23 protein-coding genes and 1 pseudogene are annotated in these 20,850 nt (G+C 69.6%); 16 read left to right on the forward strand and 8 right to left on the reverse strand.

The genetic code is table 11. The annotated features are described in order from the left end of the window. The first annotated feature begins 53 nt into the window (after positions 1-53). The 8 genes from ACZ1DY_RS16065 to ACZ1DY_RS16100 all read left to right on the forward strand — a co-directional run bounded on the left by ACZ1DY_RS16065 (position 54) and on the right by ACZ1DY_RS16100 (position 8,669). Positions 54-557 carry a hypothetical protein gene (locus ACZ1DY_RS16065; protein WP_465484823.1) on the forward strand — a complete coding sequence of 168 codons (504 nt, stop codon included), beginning with the start codon at positions 54-56 and terminating at the stop codon, positions 555-557. A 130-nt stretch (positions 558-687) separates the two neighbouring features. Next, positions 688-1,086 (forward strand): DUF948 domain-containing protein, encoded by a 399-nt coding sequence (locus tag ACZ1DY_RS16070; protein WP_465484824.1) that lies wholly within the window; start codon positions 688-690, stop codon positions 1,084-1,086. After that, positions 1,083-1,391 carry a hypothetical protein gene (locus ACZ1DY_RS16075; protein ID WP_016333063.1) on the forward strand — a complete coding sequence of 103 codons (309 nt, stop codon included), beginning with the start codon at positions 1,083-1,085 and terminating at the stop codon, positions 1,389-1,391. Before ACZ1DY_RS16070 ends, ACZ1DY_RS16075 begins: the two co-directional genes overlap by 4 nt. A 91-nt stretch (positions 1,392-1,482) precedes the next feature. Then, positions 1,483-4,146 carry an alanine--tRNA ligase gene (alaS, locus tag ACZ1DY_RS16080; protein WP_465484825.1) on the forward strand — a complete coding sequence of 888 codons (2,664 nt, stop codon included), beginning with the start codon at positions 1,483-1,485 and terminating at the stop codon, positions 4,144-4,146. Then, positions 4,139-4,642 carry a Holliday junction resolvase RuvX gene (gene ruvX / locus ACZ1DY_RS16085; protein ID WP_034318271.1) on the forward strand — a complete coding sequence of 168 codons (504 nt, stop codon included), beginning with the start codon at positions 4,139-4,141 and terminating at the stop codon, positions 4,640-4,642. The genes alaS and ruvX overlap by 8 nt, the downstream gene beginning before the upstream one ends. A gap of 344 nt (positions 4,643-4,986) precedes the next feature. After that, entirely contained in the window at positions 4,987-6,432 is a 1,446-nt protein-coding gene (gene mltG, locus ACZ1DY_RS16090; RefSeq protein WP_257487765.1) for an endolytic transglycosylase MltG, read from the forward strand. Further along, entirely contained in the window at positions 6,419-7,276 is an 858-nt protein-coding gene (locus ACZ1DY_RS16095) for a shikimate dehydrogenase (protein WP_465484826.1), read from the forward strand. Before mltG ends, ACZ1DY_RS16095 begins: the two co-directional genes overlap by 14 nt. A gap of 133 nt (positions 7,277-7,409) precedes the next feature. Next, positions 7,410-8,669 (forward strand): GrpB family protein, encoded by a 1,260-nt coding sequence (locus ACZ1DY_RS16100; protein ID WP_465484827.1) that lies wholly within the window; start codon positions 7,410-7,412, stop codon positions 8,667-8,669. 100 nt (positions 8,670-8,769) lie between these two features. Here ACZ1DY_RS16100 and ACZ1DY_RS16105 read toward each other — a convergent pair whose 3' ends face one another. Together ACZ1DY_RS16105 and ACZ1DY_RS16110 are read right to left on the reverse strand one after the other, a co-directional pair. Beyond that, the gene (locus ACZ1DY_RS16105) at positions 8,770-9,435 is read right to left on the reverse strand and encodes a TetR/AcrR family transcriptional regulator (RefSeq protein WP_126731684.1); all 666 of its coding nucleotides are present in this window, start codon (positions 9,433-9,435) and stop codon (positions 8,770-8,772) included. A 17-nt stretch (positions 9,436-9,452) separates the two neighbouring features. Further along, entirely contained in the window at positions 9,453-9,875 is a 423-nt protein-coding gene (locus ACZ1DY_RS16110) for a hypothetical protein (protein ID WP_465484828.1), read from the reverse strand. A gap of 139 nt (positions 9,876-10,014) precedes the next feature. On the opposite strand from ACZ1DY_RS16110, the gene ACZ1DY_RS16115 reads away from it, so the two are divergent. Further along, on the forward strand, positions 10,015-11,214 hold the full coding sequence (locus tag ACZ1DY_RS16115; RefSeq protein ID WP_465484829.1) for an endonuclease/exonuclease/phosphatase family protein: 1,200 nt from the start codon (positions 10,015-10,017) through the stop codon (positions 11,212-11,214). Positions 11,215-11,217: 3 nt separating this feature from the next. Here the strand turns inward: ACZ1DY_RS16115 and ACZ1DY_RS16120 are convergent, their stop codons facing one another. Next, the gene (locus ACZ1DY_RS16120; protein WP_465484830.1) at positions 11,218-11,847 is read right to left on the reverse strand and encodes a maleylpyruvate isomerase family mycothiol-dependent enzyme; all 630 of its coding nucleotides are present in this window, start codon (positions 11,845-11,847) and stop codon (positions 11,218-11,220) included. Positions 11,848-12,025: 178 nt separating this feature from the next. On the opposite strand from ACZ1DY_RS16120, the gene ACZ1DY_RS16125 reads away from it, so the two are divergent. After that, on the forward strand, positions 12,026-12,967 hold the full coding sequence (locus ACZ1DY_RS16125; RefSeq protein ID WP_126731690.1) for a D-2-hydroxyacid dehydrogenase family protein: 942 nt from the start codon (positions 12,026-12,028) through the stop codon (positions 12,965-12,967). Positions 12,968-13,082: 115 nt separating this feature from the next. Here the strand turns inward: ACZ1DY_RS16125 and ACZ1DY_RS16130 are convergent, their stop codons facing one another. From ACZ1DY_RS16130 to ACZ1DY_RS16145, 4 genes are all read right to left on the reverse strand, one after another. Then, complete coding sequence (locus tag ACZ1DY_RS16130) at positions 13,083-13,898, reverse strand: serine hydrolase domain-containing protein (RefSeq protein WP_465484831.1); 816 nt, start codon at positions 13,896-13,898, stop codon at positions 13,083-13,085. 235 nt (positions 13,899-14,133) lie between these two features. Continuing rightward, the gene (locus ACZ1DY_RS16135; RefSeq protein ID WP_034318300.1) at positions 14,134-14,400 is read right to left on the reverse strand and encodes an HPr family phosphocarrier protein; all 267 of its coding nucleotides are present in this window, start codon (positions 14,398-14,400) and stop codon (positions 14,134-14,136) included. A gap of 41 nt (positions 14,401-14,441) precedes the next feature. Then, entirely contained in the window at positions 14,442-15,698 is a 1,257-nt protein-coding gene (locus tag ACZ1DY_RS16140; RefSeq protein ID WP_257487758.1) for a PTS transporter subunit EIIC, read from the reverse strand. After that, positions 15,695-16,483, reverse strand: coding sequence for a GntR family transcriptional regulator (locus ACZ1DY_RS16145; protein ID WP_034318372.1), 789 nt, complete (start codon positions 16,481-16,483; stop codon positions 15,695-15,697). The genes ACZ1DY_RS16140 and ACZ1DY_RS16145 overlap by 4 nt, the downstream gene beginning before the upstream one ends. A gap of 224 nt (positions 16,484-16,707) precedes the next feature. Between ACZ1DY_RS16145 and ACZ1DY_RS16150 the strand changes: the two are divergent. Both ACZ1DY_RS16150 and ACZ1DY_RS16155 read left to right on the forward strand, forming a co-directional pair. Then, positions 16,708-16,953: pseudogene (locus ACZ1DY_RS16150) on the forward strand (PTS sugar transporter subunit IIB); the annotation flags it as partial. After that, a complete protein-coding gene (locus tag ACZ1DY_RS16155) occupies positions 16,950-17,405 on the forward strand; it encodes a PTS sugar transporter subunit IIA (protein WP_126731696.1) in 456 nt (151 codons plus the stop codon). The pseudogene ACZ1DY_RS16150 and the gene ACZ1DY_RS16155, both read left to right, overlap by 4 nt. Before the next feature lie 64 nt (positions 17,406-17,469). On the opposite strand, the gene ACZ1DY_RS16160 is transcribed toward ACZ1DY_RS16155, so the two are convergent. Further along, positions 17,470-17,913, reverse strand: coding sequence for a QcrA and Rieske domain-containing protein (locus tag ACZ1DY_RS16160; RefSeq protein ID WP_465484832.1), 444 nt, complete (start codon positions 17,911-17,913; stop codon positions 17,470-17,472). Between the two features lie 131 nt (positions 17,914-18,044). Here ACZ1DY_RS16160 and ACZ1DY_RS16165 point away from each other — a divergent pair, with 131 nt between their 5' ends. The 4 genes from ACZ1DY_RS16165 to ACZ1DY_RS16180 all read left to right on the forward strand — a co-directional run bounded on the left by ACZ1DY_RS16165 (position 18,045) and on the right by ACZ1DY_RS16180 (position 20,847). Further along, positions 18,045-18,413 carry a hypothetical protein gene (locus ACZ1DY_RS16165; protein ID WP_192745280.1) on the forward strand — a complete coding sequence of 123 codons (369 nt, stop codon included), beginning with the start codon at positions 18,045-18,047 and terminating at the stop codon, positions 18,411-18,413. Further along, on the forward strand, positions 18,410-18,922 hold the full coding sequence (locus ACZ1DY_RS16170; RefSeq protein WP_125675061.1) for a sigma-70 family RNA polymerase sigma factor: 513 nt from the start codon (positions 18,410-18,412) through the stop codon (positions 18,920-18,922). Before ACZ1DY_RS16165 ends, ACZ1DY_RS16170 begins: the two co-directional genes overlap by 4 nt. Continuing rightward, on the forward strand, positions 18,919-19,539 hold the full coding sequence (locus tag ACZ1DY_RS16175) for an anti-sigma factor family protein (protein WP_257487757.1): 621 nt from the start codon (positions 18,919-18,921) through the stop codon (positions 19,537-19,539). The genes ACZ1DY_RS16170 and ACZ1DY_RS16175 overlap by 4 nt, the downstream gene beginning before the upstream one ends. 696 nt (positions 19,540-20,235) lie before the next feature. Further along, a complete protein-coding gene (locus ACZ1DY_RS16180; RefSeq protein WP_465484833.1) occupies positions 20,236-20,847 on the forward strand; it encodes a prepilin peptidase in 612 nt (203 codons plus the stop codon). The last annotated feature ends 3 nt before the right edge of the window (positions 20,848-20,850 follow it).

A 20,850-nucleotide genomic window follows, 5' to 3' on the forward strand; every position in this document is an offset into this window, starting at 1 on the left:
CCCGATGGCCGTGGTTCCCGAGCATCACGACGAAACGACGGCGGGGAGGCCTCGTGAGACCGATGTTCGCAGACCCTGGTGGCCGTCGTCGCGTCTTCGTCCGCCGGGCCGCGATCAGTGCCGGTGCCGCCGCCGGTTACGGGGTCCTCCTCCTGGTCGCGTTCTCCGGCGTGCCGGATCTGCCCAGCGCGCTGGACCTCCGGCCGTTCCCCACGCCACAGGCGACGCTCCCGCCGCCCGTGACCGCGCCGCCCACCGTGACACCGCCCACCGCGGCACCGCCCGTCGCGCCGCCGTCCGCCACGACGCCGGACGGGCCGGCTCGTACGGCTTCGCCGCCGGTATCGCGGGGAACGCCCGAGCCGGTTCACCAAGCTCCGCCCACGAGCGCCGGGCCGCCTCCGGCCCAGGCCCCGGCTTCGCGCGCGACGCCCGAGACGCCGGAGACGCGGGCCCCCGCCACCTCCCCGCAGCCGGGCAACGACCGCCGCAACGGCCGCGCGCCCGAAGACCCGCACAAGCACGCGAAGACCACGCCGCCCAAGAGCGGGCGCTGAGGTCCGATTCCCGCCCGCCGGTCGTGAGGTCACTGCGCTGAGTGACCGTTCGGCGGGGTGACACCGCTGAACGGGCGCCTGCGCGGTAACCTCACGGGCACCAAAGACCGCAGACCCTTGAGGAGGGCCCGTGTCGGCAGGGCAGATCGCCGCGCTGATCGCCGCAGGAGCATTCGTCGTACTCGTCGTGCTGCTGGCGATCGTGCTGTTCAAGCTCGGCCGGACCCTGGACGAGGCCACGATCGCCATCCGCAAGGCGCACGAGAACACCGACCCGCTGCTGATCGGCGCGAACGAGACGATCACGCACGTCAACACGCAGCTGGAGCGGGTCGACGGCATCACCGCCAACGCGCAGGCCGTGTCCGGCAACGTGTCCGCGCTGTCGTCGGTGTTCACCGCGACGCTCGGCGGGCCGCTGGTGAAGACGGCCGCGCTGTCCTACGGCCTCAACAAGGCCATCAAGGCGCGCCGGAAGAAGGCGGAAGCGAAAGCCTCTCGTCCGGCGAAGAAGCGGGGCCGCAAATGAAGCGCCTGTTCTGGCTCGGCGTCGGCGTGGTCGCCGGCGTCGCCCTGTCACGCAAAGCGACGGAAACCGCTCGCCAGGCCACTCCGGCGGGGTTAGCCTCGAACCTGGGCGACGCCGTGCGGGAACTCGCGGGCGCCGTCGGTTCGTTCGGCGCGGAGGTCCGCGCCGGGATGAGCGAACGGGAACAGGAGTTGCACGACATGGTGTCCGAACGGACCGGCTTGAGCACGGCCCCCGTGACCGAGGGCAGGCACGCGGCGTCGTCGCGGCGCCCGGTCCGGCGAGCTCGCCGGGCGGAGGGCTGATCCGGCCGCGTCCGGAAGCCCAGCCCTTCGCCGTTCCCGCCTGTCCGCATTCCCAGCGCCTTCGCGCGAGCCCGTATACAAGGACGATCCCGTGGAAACACACGAAATCACCCAGCGTTTTCTGAGCCATTTCGAGAACAAGGGACACACGCGCGTCCCCAGCGCGCCGCTGATCCTCGACGACCCGAACCTGCTGTTCGTCAACGCCGGCATGGTCCAGTTCAAGCCGTACTTCCTCGGCGAGGCCCCGCCGCCGTACCCGCGCGCGACCAGCGTCCAGAAATGCGTCCGCACGCCGGACATCGACGAGGTCGGCAAGACCACCCGGCACAACACGTTCTTCCAGATGGCCGGGAACTTCTCCTTCGGCGACTACTTCAAGGAAGGCGCCATCGAGGCGGCCTGGGAGCTGATCACCAAGCCCCAGAGCGACGGCGGCTACGGCCTCGACCCGAACCGCATCTGGGCGACCGTCTACGAGGACGACTCCGAGGCCGCGGGCCTGTGGAAGAAGCTCACCGGCCTGCCCGGCGAGCGCATCCAGTCCCGTGACGGCAAGGACAACTACTGGGACATGGGCGTGCCCGGTCCCGGCGGCCCGTGCTCGGAGATCTACTACGACCGCGGCCCGGACTACGGCCGCGAGGGCGGCCCGGTCGCCGACGAGGACCGCTACATCGAGATCTGGAACCTCGTCTTCATGCAGGACGTGCGGGGCGACAAGAGCCCGAAGCACGGCCACAAGCCGATCGGTGAGCTGCCGAAGAAGAACATCGACACCGGCATGGGTGTCGAGCGGGTCGCGACGATCCTGCAGGGCGTCGAGAACGTCTACGAGACCGACCTCGTCCGCCCGGTGATCGGCCGCGCCGAAGAGTTCTCCGGCCGCCGCTACGGCTCCGACCACACGGACGACGTCCGCTTCCGCGTCATCGCCGACCACGCCCGCACCGGCGTCCTGCTCATCGGCGACGGCGTCACCCCGGGCAACGACGGCCGCGGCTACGTGCTGCGCCGCCTGCTGCGCCGCATCATCCGCTCCGCGCGCCTGCTCGGCGTGCACGAGCCGGTGCTGCCCGCCTTCGCCGCGGTCGTCCGCGACACCATGGGCCCGACGTACCCCGAGCTGGTCTCCGGTTTCGACCGCATCGAGGACGTCGTGCGCGTCGAGGAGGAGGCCTTCCTCTCCACGCTCACCAGCGGCTCGCGCATCTTCGACCTCGCGGCCGAGGAGACCAAGCGCGCCGGCGGCTCGCTGCTGGCCGGGGACAAGGCGTTCCAGCTGCACGACACCTACGGCTTCCCGATCGACCTGACCCTGGAGATGGCGTCCGAGCAGGGCCTGACCGTCGACGAAGAGGGCTTCCGCACGCTCATGAACGAGCAGCGGCAGCGCGCGAAGGCCGACGCGGCGTCGCGCAAGACCGGCCACGGCGACCTGTCCGAGTACCGCAAGGTGCTGGAGCAGAACGGCGAGACCGAGTTCCTCGGCTACACCGACCTGCAGGCCGAGGCGAAGGTCGTCGCGCTGCTGGAAGACGGCGTCCCGGTGCGCAGTGTCGGCGCGGGCAAGAAGGCGGAGCTGGTCCTGGACCGCACGCCGTTCTACGCCGAGAGCGGTGGCCAGGTCGCCGACACCGGCGTGCTGCTCGGCGACGGCGTGGAGCTCAAGGTCCACGACGTGCAGAAGATCGTGCCGGGCCTGTTCGTGCACCGCGTCGAGGTGACCGAGGGCGAGGTCGGCATCGGCAGCACGCTGACCGGTTCGGTCGACCAGCACCGCCGCCTGTCGATCGAGCGGTCGCACTCCGCGACGCACCTGGTGCACGCCGCCGTGCGCGGCGCGTACGGCAAGCGCGCGGCGCAGGCCGGTTCGCTGAACTCGCCGGGCCGGATGCGTTTCGACTTCACCACCTCCGGCGGCGTGTCGGCCGACGTGCTGACCGAGGTCGAGGAGGAGGTCAACGACTACCTCCAGACCAACGTCGAGGTGAACACCTTCGTCACCACGAAGGACAAGGCCCTCGAACTGGGCGCGGTCGCGCTGTTCGGCGAGAAGTACGGCAACGACGTCCGAGTCGTCGACATGGGCGAGTACTCCCGCGAACTCTGCGGTGGCACCCACGTGGACCGCATCGGCCAGCTCGGCCTGGTGAAGCTGGTGGGCGACTCGTCCATCGGTTCCGGCGTGCACCGCGTCGAGGCGCTCGTCGGCACGGACGCGCTCAAGTACGTCCGCAAGGAGCAGTTGCTCGTCTCGCAGCTCGCGAACACCTTCAAGGTGCCGTCGGAGCAGCTGCCGTCGCGGATCGACGACGTGCTCACCCGGCTCAAGAACGCCGAGAAGGAGATCGAGCAGCTGCGCACCCAGCAGGTGCTCGGTTCGGCGGGCTCGCTCGCGGACAAGGCCGAGGACATCGGCGGCGTCGCGGTCGTCGCGGAGAAGCTCGGCGAGGGCGTCGACTCGAACGGCCTGCGCGCGCTGGCTTCGGACATCCGCGGCAGGCTCGGCGACCGTCCCGGCATCGTCGCGCTGTTCGCCCCGCAGGGCGAGAAGGTCGCCTTCGTCGTCGCCACCACGAAGGCGGCGCAGGAGAAGGGCATCGCGGCGGGCAAGCTCGTCCCGTCGTTCGCCGAGGCGATCGGCGGCCGTGGCGGCGGCAAGCCGGACATGGCGCAGGGCGGGGGCACCAACCCGGCCGGGGCCGAGCAGGCCATCGCCTCCCTGCGCGCGGCGGTCGCCCAAGTTGGCTGACGACGCCCCCCAGCGGCGCCCGGATCGGCCAGGGGAGTCCGATCCGGGGCGTGGCAGGCGGCTTGGCGTGGATGTCGGATCCGTCCGGGTCGGGGTCGCGTTGAGCGATCCCGACCCCATCCTCGCGAGCCCTCTCGTTACCCTCACTCGCGACGCGGCGGGCGACAAGGACGTCGACCTGCTCGTCGGACTCGTCACGGAACACGACGTGGTCGAGGTCGTCGTCGGCTTGCCGAGGACGCTCAAGGACCGTCATGGCCCGGCGGCCGAAGCGGCGCTGGACTATGCCGAAAAGGTCGCCGCCAGGATCGCTCCGGTGCCGGTGCGACTGGCCGACGAGCGGTTGACCACGGTGACGGCATCCAGGATGCTGTCGCAGCGTGGGGTGAAGGGACGTAAGCAACGTGCCGTCGTCGATCAGGCGGCCGCGGTCGAGATCCTGCAGGCGTGGATCGACGCGGTAGCGGCACATCGCGCACGGAAGGGCGATACATGACCGAGCCCCACGGCCGGCCCGAGCGCCGTCAGGGCGGTAGACGACGGTTGCGGGAGCCTGAGGAGGCCAGCCCGCCCCCGGCCCCGCCGCGCCGGCGGCCCGAACCTCAGCCGACGGGACGACGGCACGTCCGGCAGGAACCGCCTGAGCCACCCGTACGGCGTCCGGCGGGGGAACCGCCGCGTGCCCGCCGGTCGCCGGAGGAGCCGCCGCCACGTGCCCGGCGCGCCGCCGAAGAGCCGCCGCGTCCGGCTCCGCCGAGGCGGGCACCGGAACCCGCGGTCCCGCCACCGCCCCCCGCGCCGCAGCGGCGGTCCGCCCAGCCGGGTGACCGGGGTCTCGGCATGCCCGCCTACGCCCAGGACGAGGCGCCCCGCCCCGGCCGCCGGAGGCGCCTCGAGGACGACGGCCCGCTCCCGGACGAGCGGCCGACCGACATCCTCCCCGCGATCCAGGAGGCGCCGATCGCCCGGCGTCCCGGCGCGAAACCCGGTTCGCCGCCCGAGGGCAGCGAAGAGGAATACAACGAGATCTTCGGCGACGACCCGTACGACGACTATGACGAGTACGACGACTACGAGGATTACGACGACTACGAGGACGAAGACCGGGCCGAGCCCGAACGCATCGAGGACGAGCGCCCGGAACGTCAAGGGCCGCCGCCCAAGAAGCGCAAGAAGAAGCGCGCGCTGGGCTGGATCGCCGCGCTGACCGTGCTCGTCCTGCTCGCCGGTGGCGCCTACTACGGCTTCACCGAGATCTTCGGGTACGACGACTACGAAGGCGCAGGGGAGAGCGACGTCCTCGTACAGGTGGAGAAGGGCGACTCGACGTCGGCGATCGGCAACCGGCTCCAGGCCGCCGGAGTGGTCGCCAGCGGCAAGGCGTTCGTGAAGGCGGGCGAGGACAACACCGCCGTCTCGAAGCTCCAGCAGGGCTACTACGTCATGAAGACGAAGATGTCCGGTGCCAGCGCGGTCGAGAAGATGCTCGCTCCCTCGACGAAGGTCGGCCAGGTCGAGATCCGGCCGTACACCCAGTTCCACGACATCACCCAGCCCGACGGCAAGGTGACCCCGGGTGTGTATTCGTTGCTGTCCAAGGCTTCCTGCGCCGATCTGAACGGCAAGAGCACCTGTATCCCGGTCGAGGAGCTCCGCAAGACGATCGAGAACGCGGATCTGGCGAAGCTGGGCGTCCCGTCGTGGGCCGTCGAGGCCGCCACGAACGCCGAGCACAAGGACCGGCGGCTCGAAGGACTGATCGCCCCGGGCATCTACAACATCAAGCCCGGCTGGAGTGCCGAAGAGCTGCTGACGTTCGTCGTCAAGACCTCGGCGGAGCGCATCCTGAACGCCGGGCTGAGCGATCAGTCGAAGGGGGAGGGCAAGACCCCCTACGAGACGCTCGTCATCGCGTCGATCATCGAACGCGAGGCGGTGAAGGCCGACTTCGGGAAGATCTCGCGGGTCATCTACAACCGGATCGACAAGAAGATGCGGCTCGAGATGGACTCGACGGTCAACTACGTCCTCGACCGGCCGACCCTGCTCACCAAACCCGAAGAACGGGAAAAAGCGGGCGCCTACAACACCTACAAGTCGGTCGGCCTGACTCCGACACCGATCGCGGTCGTGAGCGCGGAGGCGATCCAGGCCGCGCTGAAGCCGGCGGCGGGGGAGTGGCTGTTCTTCGTCAAGTGCGAGAAGAACGGGCTTTCCTGCTTCGCGGTGAACTTCGACGACCACCGGAAGAACCGAGACGACGCGGTGAGGCGTGGTGTCATCTAGCCGGAAGGCCGCGGTACTCGGGAAACCGGTCGAACACTCGCTCTCGCCCGTGCTGCACGGCGCCGCCTTCCGCGCGCTGGGGCTGGACGGCTGGACCTACGAGCGGGTCGAGATGGACGGTCCCGGGCTGCCCGCGTTCGTCGACGGGCTCGGTCCGGAGTGGACCGGCCTTTCGGTGACCATGCCCGGGAAACGGGCCGCGCTGGAGTACGCCGACGAGGTCACGCCGCGCGCGGCGGCCGTCGGCGCGGCGAACACGTTGGTACGCCGGGAAACCGGTTGGCTCGCCGACTGCACCGACGTCGACGGGGTCACCGAGGCGCTGCGGATCGCGGGGGAGTACACGCCCGGCACCGACGACGCCGCCGTCGTTCTCGGTGCGGGCGGGACCGCCGCCGCGGCCGTCGTCGGGCTGGCGTCGCTCGGCGTGCGGACGGTGCGGCTCGTCGTGCGGGATCCCGCACGGGCGACGGAAACGGTCGAGGCGGCTCAGCGGGCCGGGCTCGACGCCGAGGTCCTCCGCTGGGCGGACGCCGACTTCGGGAAACTCGCGGCGGAATCGGCGGTACTGGTGAACACCGTGCCCCCGGACGCCGTCCGGCCGCATCTGGCGGAGCTGTCCCGGATCGGCTGCGTCCTCGACGTCATCTACCACCCTTGGCCGACCGCGCTCGCCGAAGCGGTCGCGGAGCGGGGCGGGCGGCTCGCGACCGGTCTGGACATGTTGCTGCATCAGGCCTTCGGGCAGTCCGAGTACTTCACCGGGCAGCCGGCGCCGCGGGCGGAGATGCGGGACGCGCTGCGCGAGGCGACCGGCGGCATTCTTTCTCTGCCGATCGGCTGACAAGATCGCCCGGGTTCGATAATCTGGCCGACTGCCTCGAGAGGGGCGTCGCGGCAGTCGGACTGCCTCCGCGCGCAGTCCCTCCTCAAACGCGCAGACTCGCGAGGAGTGCTGAGAAAGGAACAAGGGGTCGATGCCCAAACCCGATCGAGACGACTACACCGAAGAAGACATCAACGACTCGTGGGTCGACGAGCCGCCGGTGCTGAATTCCACCGTCACCCTGGCCGAATACGACCCGGAGTGGCCCGCGCTGTTCGACCGGGAAGCGAAGCGCATCAGGGGGATCCTGGGGGAGCGCGCGCTGGTCCTGGAACACGTCGGCTCCACGTCGGTGCCGGGGCTCTGCGCGAAACCGATCATCGACATCATGCTGATCGTCGCCGATTCCGACGACGAAGACGCCTACGTGCCGCAGCTGGAGGCCGAGGGCTACAAACTCGTCATCCGCGAGCCGGAGTGGGAGAAGCACCGCTGCTTCAAAGGCCCGGACACCAACATCAACCTGCACGTCTACTCGCCGGACAACGGCCAGACCGAGCGCTACCGGCTCTTCCGTGACCGCCTGATCGCGCACGAGGACGAGCGGAAGCTCTACGAGGACAGGAAACGCGAACTGGCGTCGCGCACCTGGAAGTACATCCAGCAGTACGCCGACGCCAAATCCGAGGTGGTCGACGCGATCATCGAACGGGCGCGCGCCGCCCAGTACGACGGTTTCGCGCGGCTCTACGCGGCGCACGCCGAAACCAGCAGCACCAACGCCCACTACGACCGTCCCGCCATCGTGGAGCTGGCTGGAGACGTTGCGGGCAAACGGGTGCTGGACGTCGGCAGCGCGGCCGGCCACCTCAGCGCCCTGCTCGCCGCGAAGGGCGCGGACGTCCTCGGCGTCGACGCCAGCGAGGGCATGGTCGCGATCGCCAGGGAGAAGTTCGGGGGCGTCGCTCGCTTCGAGACGGCGGACGTCTCGCGGCCGATGCCGTTCCTCGAGGACGGCTCGATCGACGTCGTCACGGCGTCGCTGGTGCTGCACTACCTGAAGGACTGGGCGCCGGCCCTGGCGGAGTTCCGGAGGGTGCTCAAACCGGGCGGGCTCCTGGTGTTCTCGGTGCACCATCCCGGTGAGGACTGGCGCTGGTTCGAGAAGCGGAACTACTTCCAGCTCGAACTGCTGGAGGACGAGTTCCCGGCGGGCCAGAAGGTCCGGTTCTACCGGCGGCCGCTGAGCTGGACGTTCGACGCGGTGCGGGACGCCGGTTTCGCGGTCGACCGGCTGGTCGAACCGATGCCGGTCGAGGCGATCGCCGAATCGGACCCGAAGTGGTACGCGAAACTGCGGACCGAGCCGCGGTTCCTGTACTTCCGGACCGTCCGGGACTCCCGCGTTTAGTCCTCTGAACGCGGCTCGCCCGGGAAGCCGAAGGCGTCGCGAAAGCCACTTTCGGGATATTGGACGTCGCGAAAGTGGCTTTCGCGACATGGTCTGCCGCTCAGTCGTCGTCCCGCTTCGAGAGGTCCCGGATCAGCGAAACGATCTCCCGGCTCACCGGCCTCAGCACCCGCAGCCGCGAAAGCCCCACCAGCCGCGCGATCAGCGGGACCGTCCGTTCCACCAGGATCCGGCTGCGTTTCTGCCCGGCGGACCGGTCGTGGACCCAGAACAGCACGACCCCCATCTGGTACAGCCACAGCAGATCGGGCAGGTCGTCCCGCAGGTCCGGGTCGAGTTTGACGTCGGAGTCGGCGATGACGTCGCGCATCAGGCCGACGGAGGCGTCCCGGGCGGGCGAGGACTCTTCGCTGAACGGGCTCAGGGGGGAGTCCGGGTCGGCGGCGTTGACGAAGAGCTGGGTGCCGAAGCGGTGGTACGGCTCGGCGACGTCGAGCCAGGTGAGCAGGACGGTCCTGAGCCGGGCGCTGAAGTCCCGCTCACCTGCGATCGTCTCGCGCACGGTGGTCAGGTGCGCGTTGGCGATCTCGTCGTAGAAACCTTGGATCAGCTGGTCTTTGGAGGCGAAGTAGTAGTAGGCGTTCCCGACCGACACGCCCGCTTCGGCGGCGATGGCCCGCATGGTCGTGCGGTCGTAGCCGTTCTCGGCGAACAACCGCAACGCGGTCGCCACGATCAGTGACTTGGTTTCCTCACTCTTCGCCACCACTGCACGGTATCCGGTCAGGGCACGGGGTGTGGAGCGGGCGCCGGGTAGCCGGGGTAGGGCGGCGGCACCGGCGCGGGCCGCGCGGCGGCGTGGTTGAGGTGCTTGCGCCGGATCCCGTTGAACACCAGCACGTTCCCGACGTGCATCACGCCGAGCACGAGCGCGACGGTGCCGACCTTGACCGACAGCATCTCGAAGACGTCGCGTGCGTCGAGGACGGTGTCGTCGCTGGTCAGGAACAGGGTCACGAAACCAAGGCTGACCAGGTAGAAGCCGACGACGAGCAGTTGGTTGACCGAATGCGCCAGCGCTTGTTTGTCCTGGAAGACGTCTTCCAGGAACGTTTTGCCGTGCCTGCTCAGCGTGCGGGCGACCAGCACGGTCAGTGGAACGGCGATGGCCAGGTAGAGCGCGTAGGCCACGACTACGGGTTGCATGGGGACCTCCTTTTGAACGTGTTCAAGAAGAACCGTAGCCCAGATTTTGAACGCGTTCAAGAGACGCTGTTCACCTGAAGCTCACCCGTACGGCCGCGCGGAGTGCGTAAGGTCGCACCGGACTCTGGGAGGTAAGACCGTGAAACGCATCGCCGCCGTGCTCACATCGGGCGCCATGCTGGCCGGGACGCTGCTGGCCGCCACACCGGCGGAAGCCACCGTCGGGCAGAACATCCGCTTCGCGACGTACAACGCTTCGCTCAACCGCGGCGCCGCCGGCCAGCTGGTGACCGATCTGTCGCAACCGGGCAACGCGCAGGCGAACGAGGTCGCCGAGGTGATCCAGCGCAACCGGCCCGACGTGCTGCTGATCAACGAGTTCGACTACGTGCCCGGCAACCGCGCCGCGGACCTGTTCCGCGAGAACTACCTGAAGCGCGGCCAGAACGGCGCGGCGCCGATCGACTATCCGTACGCCTTCACCGCGCCGTCGAACACCGGTGTGGCGACCGGTTTCGACCTCGACCGCAACGGCCAGGTCGGCGGCGGCAACGACGCGCACGGTTTCGGCCTCTTCGAGGGCCAGTACGGCATGCTCGTGCTGTCGAAGTACCCGATCGACACCAAGAACGCGCGGACCTTCCAGAAGTTCCTCTGGAAGGACATGCCGGGCGCGCTGCTCCCGGACGACCCGGCCACCGCGGCGCCGAACGACTGGTACTCGCCGCAGGTGCTCGACGTGCTGCGCCTGTCGTCGAAGTCCCATTGGGACGTTCCGATCCGCGCCGGCCGCTCGACCGTGCACTTCCTGGCCTCGCATCCGACGCCGCCGACCTTCGACGGCCCCGAGGACCGCAACGGCACCCGCAACCACGACGAGATCCGCTTCTGGGCGGACTACGTGACCCCGGGCAAGGGCCGCTACATCCGCGACGACAACGGCCGCCGCGGCGGGCTGGGCGCGCACGAGAAGTTCGTCATCGCAGGCGACCAGAACTCCGACCCGCTCGACGGCGACAGCGTTCCCGGCGCCATTTCGCGCCTGCTGAACGCCCCGCGCGTCATCGAAACGCGGCCGGGCAGCGAAGGCGGCGTGCGGGCCGCGCAGGACCAGGCCGGCGCCAACATCGGCCAGAAGGGCGACCCGTACTTCGACACCGGCGACTTCAACGACAACGCGCCCGGGAACCTGCGGATCGACTACGTCCTGCCGTCGAAGGGCCTGTTCCCCTGGCGCGCCGAGGTCTTCTGGCCGCTGCCCGATTCACCGCTGGCCCGGCTCAACGACGCTTCGGACCATCACCTGGTGCGCGTCGACGTGTTCGTCCCGCGCTGGTAGCCCTCAGCGGGCGCCGAGCAGCGCGGCGCCCGGGCCGGTGAGCGTGGCCAGCCCGGCGTCGCGCCCGCTCACCGCCAGGAGCAGGTCGGCGAGCGGGCCCCGGACCTCTGCGGTGCCCGCTCCGCCGGACCATCCGGCGTCGGTGGCGATCAGCTTGAGGTCCTTGCAGCGCTTCTTGGCGCCCCAGAACGGGCTGACCAGCAGGTGCTCCAGAGCCGCGATCGCCGGCTTCTCCGGCATCGGACGGTCGATGCCGAGCGGGCGGGCGACGTCCTGGCCGTGGATGAGGATGTCGGCGAGCTCGTCGACGGGTTTGGCGCCGGGCGGGCGGCGCGCCGATCCGGCGTCCTCGCGGATCTGGGCGACGAGTTCGGCCGGGGTGTACCGCGCGGCGTAGGCGATGGCCTGGGCGGTGTTCATCCGGTCCCAGTTCCCCCTGGCCTTCACGATGCCGGCGAGGGTGTCCTTGAGCCGGTTCCTGGTGGTCTGCGCGAGGTGGCCCGCCATCGCGTGGACCGTCCACTCCGTACACAGGGTCTTCGCCGACCAGTCCCGCTCGGCGAGACCCTGCAGCAGATCCGCGAAGCTCAGCCGTTCGGTCTCGGTCCAGGCCAGGATCTCGCCGTCGTGCATCCCCGCTCCTCGTTCCCGGTCGTGTGGTGGCGCGTTCCCGCCGTTCGTGTTGTTCGAGAGAGCCGAACGCGCGGATCAGGTACGCCTGAGTCGACGACCCGCGGCGGTAGGTGCGGAACTCCAGGGTCACGCCGGCCTCCCCAGGCATGGCTTCGGCGCCGACTCTAGCCTGGGGAGCATGAAGATCGCGATTCTCGACGACTACCAGGAAGTGGCGCTCGGTTTCGGGGACTGGGGTTCCCTCGGCGCCGACATCGAGGTGTTCACGAAGCCGTTCGCGGATCCCGCCGACGTGGTGGGCCGCCTCCGGGATTTCGACGTCGTGGTCGCGATGCGCGAGCGCACCCGCTTCCCCGCCGAGGTCCTCGACCGGCTGCCCGCGCTCAAGCTGCTGGTGAGCACCGGCCACCGCAACGCCGCGATCGACGTGGCCGCCGCCCGGCGCAACGGGGTGGTCGTCTGTTCCACCGGGTACATTGCGGCCCCGGCGGCCGAGCACACCTGGGCGCTGATCCTCGCCGCCGCGCGGAACGTGCCGGTGGAGTCACGGAACATGCGCGAGGGTGGCTGGCAGACCACCGTCGGCACGATCCTGTCCGGCAAGACCCTCGGGCTGCTCGGGCTCGGCAGGCTCGGCGCCGGCGCGGCCAAGATCGGCCAGGCGTTCGGTATGGAGACCATCGCCTGGAGCCAGAACCTGACCCAGGAGAAGGCCGATCCCCACGGGGTGACGGCGGTGTCGAAGGACGAACTGTTCGCCCGCGCGGACGTGCTGTCGATCCACCTGGTGCTCAGCCGCCGCAGCCGAGGGCTGGTCGGCGCGCCCGAACTCACCGCGATGAAACCGACGGCGATGCTGGTCAACACCTCGCGCGGACCGATCGTGGACGAGGCCGCACTGGTGGACGCCTTGCGCCGCAAGGAGATCGCGGTCGCCGCGCTGGACGTGTACGACGTCGAGCCGCTGCCCGCGGAGCATCCGCTGCGGACGCTGGACAACGTCGTGCTCACCCCGCACATCGGCTACGTCACCCGGGAGGCCTACGAGATCTTCTACCGCGACGCGGTCGAGGACATCGCGGCCTTCCAGGCGGGTTCGCCCATCCGCGTCATGGAGTGAGTTCGCGCGTGGCGGGGTGTCGCGAAAGCCACTTTCGGGACATCAGGCGTCGCGAAAGTGGCTTTCGCGACATGAGCGGCGGGGCGGGCGAATTCGCGGGAAGCCGGAACGCCGCTCACGACCCCAGCTCGGCCAGTACGGCGTCGGTGTAGGGCGGCCACACCTCGGCCGCCCACGGGCCGAAGGCGCGGTCGGTGAGCGCGACGCAGGCGGCGCCGGCGTCGGGATCGACCCAGAGGAACGTGCCGGACTGCCCGAAGTGGCCGAAGGTCCGCGGCGAGCTCGACGAACCGGTCCAATGTGGACTCTTCTCGCCGCGGATCTCGAAGCCGAGGCCCCAATCGTTCGGCTTCTGGTGGCCGAAGCCGGGCAGGACACCGGAGAGGCCGGGGAAGACCACGGAGGTCGCCTCGCGCACCGTCTCGGCGGCGATGAGCTTCGGTGCCTGCAGTTCGGCGGCGAACGCGACCAGGTCATCCACAGTGGACTCCGCACCCGAAGCGGGGGAGCCGGTCAGCTTGGTCGCCTTCATGCCCAGCGGCTGGAAAAGCGCTTCGGCCTGGTAGTCGGCGAAGGGGATGCCGGAGTGCTCGGTGAGCGCGTCGGCGAGCTGCTCGAAGCCGGCGTTGGAGTACAGGCGCCGGTTGCCCGGCGCGGCCATCGGCTTGTGCTCGTTGAAGGCGAGGCCCGAGGTGTGCGCGAGCAGATGCCGGATCGTGGAGCCCTCCGGTCCGGCGGGGGTGTCGAGTTCGACGACGCCCTCTTCGATGGCGATCAACGCGGCGTAGGCGGTGAGCGGCTTGGTCACCGACGCGAGCCGGTACACCTTCGTCGTGTCGCCGTGCGTGCCCAGCACGTCACCGGCGGCGGTCACCACGGCCGTGGCGGCGTTGTCGACCGGCCACTGTTCGATCCTGCGCACGCTTTCCATGCCCCACACCCTACGAAGCCCGGGCCGGTCGGGGCGGCCCGGGCTTCGCAGAGGTCGGGATCAGGAGCTGGAGATCCACCACTCAGGCGACCGTACGCGTGGACCCGCCCCGGCCGAAGGCCCCGCTGTCGCGGTGGCAGGGCGCCTCGTCCACATCCGTGACGTGGATGATCAGGTGGCGCCCTGCCGACGTCGATCGCGGTCGCGGGTTCACCACGGACGGCGGAGGTCGGGATCAGGCGTCGAGGTCGGTCGCCACCAGCTCGGCGATGGCGTCGACGGCCGCCTCGGCCCCCTCGCCCTCGGCACTGATGATGACCTCGTCGCCGAAACCGGCGGCGAGCGTCATCAGGTTCAGCACGCTGCCGGCCGCGACCGGGTCACCGCCCGCCTTGGCGATGTGCACCGCGACGGGCTGCGCCGCGGCTGCCTTGGCGACCGTCGCCGCGGGCCTGGCGTGCAGGCCCACCTTGCTGGCCACGGTGACGCGTTTCTCCGGCATGTTCTTTTCCCTTTCGTGCCTTCGGTTCTGCTGAGCTGAAACTACTTGACGGGCTTCGCCGCGGTGGCTTCGAGATCGGCCTCGATCGCGTCGTCCTCGCGACCGGGGGTCCGCAGGTTCCACTTCTTGATCACGAAACGGAAGATCACGTAGTAGATGACCGCGTAGGCGAGACCGATCGGGATGAGCAGCCAGACGTTGCCGCTCGCCGCCGGGAGACCGCTGTTGAGCGCGAAGTCGATCGCACCGGCGGAGAAGCCGAACCCGAGGTGGATGTCGAGCGCGTTCACCAGTGCCATCGACGTACCGGTCAGTACCGCGTGGATCAGGTACAGCGGCCACGCGACGAACATGAACGAGAACTCGATGGGCTCGGTGATACCGGTCAGGAACGAGGTCAGCGCGCCGGCGATCATCACGCCGCCGACGATCTTCTTCTGGCTGGGCTTCGCGCTCTGCCAGATCGCCAGCGCCGCGGCGGGGATGGCGAACATGAAGATCGGGAAGAACCCGGTCATGAAGGCGCCGCGGGTGGGGTCGCCGTTGAAGAATTCGGTCAGGTCGCCGCCGTCGAAGATGAACCACACCGGCACGTTCAGCAGCTGGTGCAGACCGACCGGGATCAGCAGGCGGTTCAGCACACCGTAGATACCGCCACCGACGACCGGGGCGCCGGTGACCGCCTCGCCCGCGGCCTGGATGCCTTCGTTGACCCAGTGGAAGACCAGGCCGAAGGGCACCGCGAGGAGCATCAGCGTCACGGCGGTGATGATCGGCACGAACCGGCGGCCACCGAAGAAGGCCAGGTACGGCGGCAGCTTGATGCGGTAGAACTTCTGCCACAGCAAGGCGGTGACCAGGCCGACGATCACACCGGCCAGCACGCTGTAGGACCACTTCATCGGGTTGAGCATCAGGCCGGCGGGCTTCTCGGGGTTCCAGCCCGGCAGCTCGGAGAACGGCGTGAACACCTGGAGGACGCTGGTGAACACGAAGAAGCCGACCACGGCGGCCAGCGCGGTCGCGCCGTCGCTCTTGCGGGCGAAGCCGACGGCGATACCCACCGCGAACAGGAGCGGCAGCCAGTTGAACAGCGAGTTGCCTGCCGCGCCGAGGACTTCGGCGACCTTGTCCCAGCCGAGGCCGTCCTTGCCGAGCAGGTCGGGCTGACCGAACCTGTTCAGGAGCGCGGCGGCGGGCAGGGCGGCGATGGGGAGCATGAGGCTGCGGCCGAAGCGCTGAAGCCCGGCCAGTCCCTTGCCCTTGCCCTTCGCCCCCTCCGCGGTGGTGGAGCTCATCGGGTACCTCCGTAGTGAGGATGATGACCGGAATCCGGGGTGTTCCGGTCCAGCTGCATGGTGACCTGGTAGTGATCGCCCCGGTACCAGGAAGTCATGTCTTCGATCGGTTCCCCGTTGACGCTGGAGACCCGGCGGAAGACAAGGAGCGGACTGCCGGCGCGCATGCCGAGCAGGCGTGCCGTTTCGCGGTCCGCGGATTCGGCCCAGACCGTCTGCCACGCGTGGTCCGGGCGCAGGTCGTACGACTGGGCGAGTTGGACGTACAACGATCGGGTGAGATCGAGGTCGAGCAGGCCGGGCATCCGGCCCGCGTGATACCAGCCGCGTTCGACCGCCAGCGGCACCCCGTCGGCCCGGCGAAGCCGGACGATGCGGTGCGCCGGGGTCCCCGCGGCCAGGCCGAGCGCATGCGCCGAGGGAGCGGGAGGGACCTCGGTGGAGGTCTTGACGACCTCCGTGGTCGGGGTCATCCCGCGACGGCGCATGTCCTCGGTGAAGGACATCAGGTAGAGCTGCAGTTCCATCCGCCTCGCGGCGGTGAACGTCCCCTTGCCGCGCACGCGTGACAAGAGCCCTTCTTCGACCAGCTTGCCGATCGCCGAGCGGACCGTGAGCCTCGACACCTGGTAGGTCTCGGCGAGGTCACGTTCCGAGGGGATCGGCGAGCCGGGGGGTAGCTCACGCTCCACCGTGCGGCGCAGAATCTCCCGCAGCTGGGCGTGCTTGGGCGTCGGTCCGTTGATCACACGGTCGGACGGCGGCAGCTGCGCCGAAGCGCTCATGACGGTCACCGTCCTTTCGGGCCGGTCGGTCGGGGAACCCGTACTCGCATCTGGTCCGGAAGATTGGTACGTTCCGGTCTAGACCAATGATCCGATGGGGCAGGATGCTCCGTCGCACGAGCGGGTGTCAACCACCGTTACGCGTTCGTGGCCAGGGATCACGTGCGAGTCGGCGAACGGCGTAGTACAGCTGGTTCGCATGTGGGAAACCGACAGGGAACAGGGAGACCGCGATGGCGGATGACAGGGCGGAAAAGATCCTCGCGGGGCTCGGCGGTGCCGAGAACGTCATCGAGGTCGAGGGGTGCATCACCCGGCTCCGCTGTGAGCTCGAAGACATGAGCCTGCTCGACGAGGCGGCGCTGAAGGCCGCCGGCGCGATGGGCGTCGTGCGCATGGGGGCCGGTGTCCAGGTCATCGTGGGCCCCGAGGCCGACAACATCGCCAGTGAGATCGAGGATCTGCTGTGAGTCTCGAAATCCTCAGCCCGGTGAGCGGTAAGACGACCGCCATGACCGAAGTGCCCGACCCGGTCTTCGCGCAGGCGATGGTCGGCCCCGGCATCGCGGTCCTGCCCTCGGGCGGACGCCAGGACGCGGTCGCCCCGGTGGACGGGACGGTCGTGACCCTGCACCCGCACGCGTTCGTGGTGGCCACCGAGGACGGTCGCGGTGTGCTGGTCCACCTGGGGATCGACACGGTGAAGCAGAAGGGCGAGGGGTTCACCCTCCACGTCGTCAAGGGTGAGGCCGTCCGTGCCGGGCAGCCGGTGGTCGGCTGGGACCCCGACGCGGTCAAGGCCGCGGGCTACTCGCCGATCGTGCCCGTGGTGGCGCTCGACGCGAAGGCGGAAGTCCTTTCCGGACTGCTCAGCGGCGGAGACGTCGAGGCGGGCGACCCGATTTTCACCTGGGACAGCTGAAAGCTTGCCGAAAGGGTCCCTTCAGGACGGAATCACCGTCCTGAAGGGACCCTTTCCGCGTTTCTCAGGCCGTGACGACCTGTCCGTTCGTGACCTTGACCGCGATCGAGGGCAGCGGCTGGTCCGCCGGTCCCTTTTTGACCGCGCCGGTCGCGGCGTCGAAGATCGAGTTGTGGCAGGGACATTTCAGCTCCGCGCCCTCGGGCACGACCGCGCACCCCTGGTGCGTGCAGATCGCGCTGAACGCGGCCGCCGTGCCTTCGGCGGTCCTGGTGACGATGACGTCCTTGCCGTCGGCCGTCTTGGCGGCCTTCGACTTCCCGACCTCGATGTCGGAGAGCGCGGTCAGGGTCTCGCCCGGCGCGGCGGCGGGCGGAGTGGCGGTCGAGCCGGGGGGAGTGTTGCTGTCGCTTCCGCAGGCCGTGAGGGCCACGGCCCCGACGGCCGCGCCGGCGACGGCGGCCCCGGTGGTCAGGACTGTGCGGCGGGAGTGGAGTTCGGCAGTCATGCCCATACACACGGTCCAGGCGGCCATCCGGTTCAATTTCGGCGCCCATCGGGTGCCGGATTGAACCGAGAGGCCGCTTTTTCCGTGTTCAAGGGCATAGGGGAACCGAACACGCGGAAAGAGATACGGACATGATCCGGTGGTTGTTGCGGGCGGTCGTGGCGGCGGGCCTGCTCGGCTCGGCATGGGTGCATTACGTCGTATGGCAGGACTGGGCGTCGGAAACGGACGTGGTCGGCCCGCTCTTCCTGGTGAACGTGGTGGCGGGCGTGGTCATCGCGGTCGCCGTCCTGGTCTGGCACCACTGGCTGCCCGCGCTCGCGGCGATCGGCTTCGGCTTGGCGACGCTGGGCGCGTACGTGCTCTCGCTGACCACGGGGTTCTTCGGCGTCACGGAGCGCTTCACCACCCAGGCCGAGCTGTGGGGCCTGATCACCGAAGTGGCTTGCGTGGTCTTCGCGCTCCCGCTGCTCCTGAACCGGGAAAGCACGGATCGGTGAAGGAATTCGCGGAGGACCGGCTGATGCGGGCTTTGCACGACGAGCACGCGGCGGCACTCTGGTCCTACGCGCTGCACCTCACCAGCGGCGACCGGGTCCGCGCGGAGGACGTCGTCCAGGAGACGCTGTTGCGTGCCTGGCGCAACGCCAAGGTGCTGGACCAGTCCGAAGGGTCGGCGCGGGGCTGGCTGTTCACCGTGGCGAGACGGATCGCCATCGACGACTGGCGCGCCTCCGAGGCCCACCCCGAGGTGGTGACCGGCCAGCCGCCCGAAACGGCGGTCACCGACGGCACCGAACGGGCCGTCCAGGGCTGGCTGGTCGCCGAAGCCCTCGGCGAGCTGTCGCCGAGACATCGGGACGTCCTCGTCCTGTGCTATTTCCAGGGTTACTCCGTCGCCGACGCCGCGAAACGGCTGGGTGTGGCCGAAGGGACGATCAAGTCGCGGACGCACTACGCGTTGCGGGCGCTGCGACTGATATTGGAGGAAAGAGGGGTGACTCAATGACCGACCCCTTCGCCACCTACGACGCGGCCTACGTGCTCGGGGCGTTGTCCCCGGAAGACCGGTCCGCCTACGAGAAGCACTTGCGCGTCTGTGATCGGTGCGCGGAATCCGTGCGTGACCTGGCCGGGATCCCCGGACTGCTCGCCCAGGCCGGCGCTCCGGCGCTGCAGGAGGAGCCCTCGCCGGAACTGTTGCCGACCGTGCTCAAACGGGTCCGCCGGGGAAGGCGGATCCAACGGGCGATCACCACCACCACGGCCGGGGCGGCCGTCGCCGCCTGCGTGGCGCTCGCGGTCGTCCTGACCGGGCCGGTCGCGGCGGCGGGCGACCCGATGACCCCGCTCGGCGACTACCCGGTGACCGCCGAAGTCGCCATGTCGGCCACGGAGACCGGCACGAAGGTCGACATGACCTGCAGTTACGGCGGCAACCGCGCCGGGGACTACATCCTGGTCGCCGTCGGCGCCGACGGCGGCACCAGCGAGCTGGCGTCCTGGCGCGCGATGCCGAAGGACACCGCGCACATCGTGGTCGGTACCGCGATGCGCACCGGGGACATCAAGGCGCTGGAGATCCGCACGCCCTCGGGTCTCCCGCTGCTGCGGATGAACCCCTGATCCCGGTGTCATGACAGGTCTTCGGTGCCGGACGCGGTGCGGATTGGGTCCAGTGGGTCGTGAGTGGCGTTTCGGGTTCTAACCCGAAACGCCACTCACGACCCACGTGTGCGGAAACTTTCGGGGCGGCCGACTCCGGCCATCGGCTGCTGCTGGCGGCCTGTGACCCCATTGACGCCGTCGGCGCCAGCCGGACCCCATACAGGGCCCCGACACCTCCTTGACTGTCCATAAGGGACTCTTTCCGAGGCTGCGGTGCCTGATTTGAGGCATTTGCGAGAGTTCGGATGGGGGTCGTGAGTGGCAATGAGGGTTCTAACCCTCATTGCCACTCACGACCCCTATGTGGAAACGCTCATATGGACATAAACCGGGCATTTGGTCGGCGGAAAGCGTCTCATGTGGACACTGGCGACCCTTGCGGGCCCCGTCCGCGCCCCTTGCAGTGGATCCCGAATCGCATTCACGGGAGCGGCCACACCACGCGCCGGCCCGAAGGGAGCTTTCCCGCATGGCATGCGGGGAAAGCTTCCTTCGGGCCGTCCCGCCCGCCCGTAGCCCGTCTCGCCCGCCTGTGCGTGAACGGTCCATTCACGACTTCCGCATCCCCGCCCGACCTGCCGAAAACCCATGAAAGTCCCTGTCACGAAAAGAAATCCTTGCCGCACCGAGCGCCACCGGCGCACTCTTGATCTTGTGTTCACGCCGATCGCCTTCGCGGTGGCGGGCGCCGGATCGGCGCTCGCCGCGCGCTCCTGCCTGCGCCGGGCGGGAGCGCCGGTCACGGCGTGGGCGGCGGCCATCACAGCGGCGGCGCTCGTCGCGGTCTGGCTCAGGCACCAGTCCGGAGCCTGGCCGTCGTGGTGGCTCGCGGTCCCGGCCGTGCTGACCGTCTTCGCCGTCCCGCTGGCGCTCGCCGACCTGAAGTATCGCCGCCTGCCCGACATCTTGACCTTGCCCGCGTACCCGGCACTCGCCGCGGCCCTCGCGATCGCCACGCACGGGGGAGGAGCGGCCATCGCGTGGCGGGCCGTGCTCGGTGCGCTGGTCTTCGGCGGGGCGCACGCACTCGTCCACGCGCTGTCGCCGCGTTCGCTCGGCGCCGGGGACGTGAAGCTGGCGGGCAGCCTGGGAGCGGTCCTCGCCGCGACGGGCTGGCCGTCGGTCGTGCTCGGCGCCGTCGCCGCGGCGCTACTGAGCGTGGCGCTCGCGGTGGGCGGGCCCCGGCATCCGACGGTGCCGCACGGGCCAGGGCTCCTGGTCGCGGCGTGGGCGCTCGCCGTCTTCGCCGGACCCGGTCCGGGATAGCCC

This window comes from Amycolatopsis sp. PSD-21 (assembly GCF_055561455.1).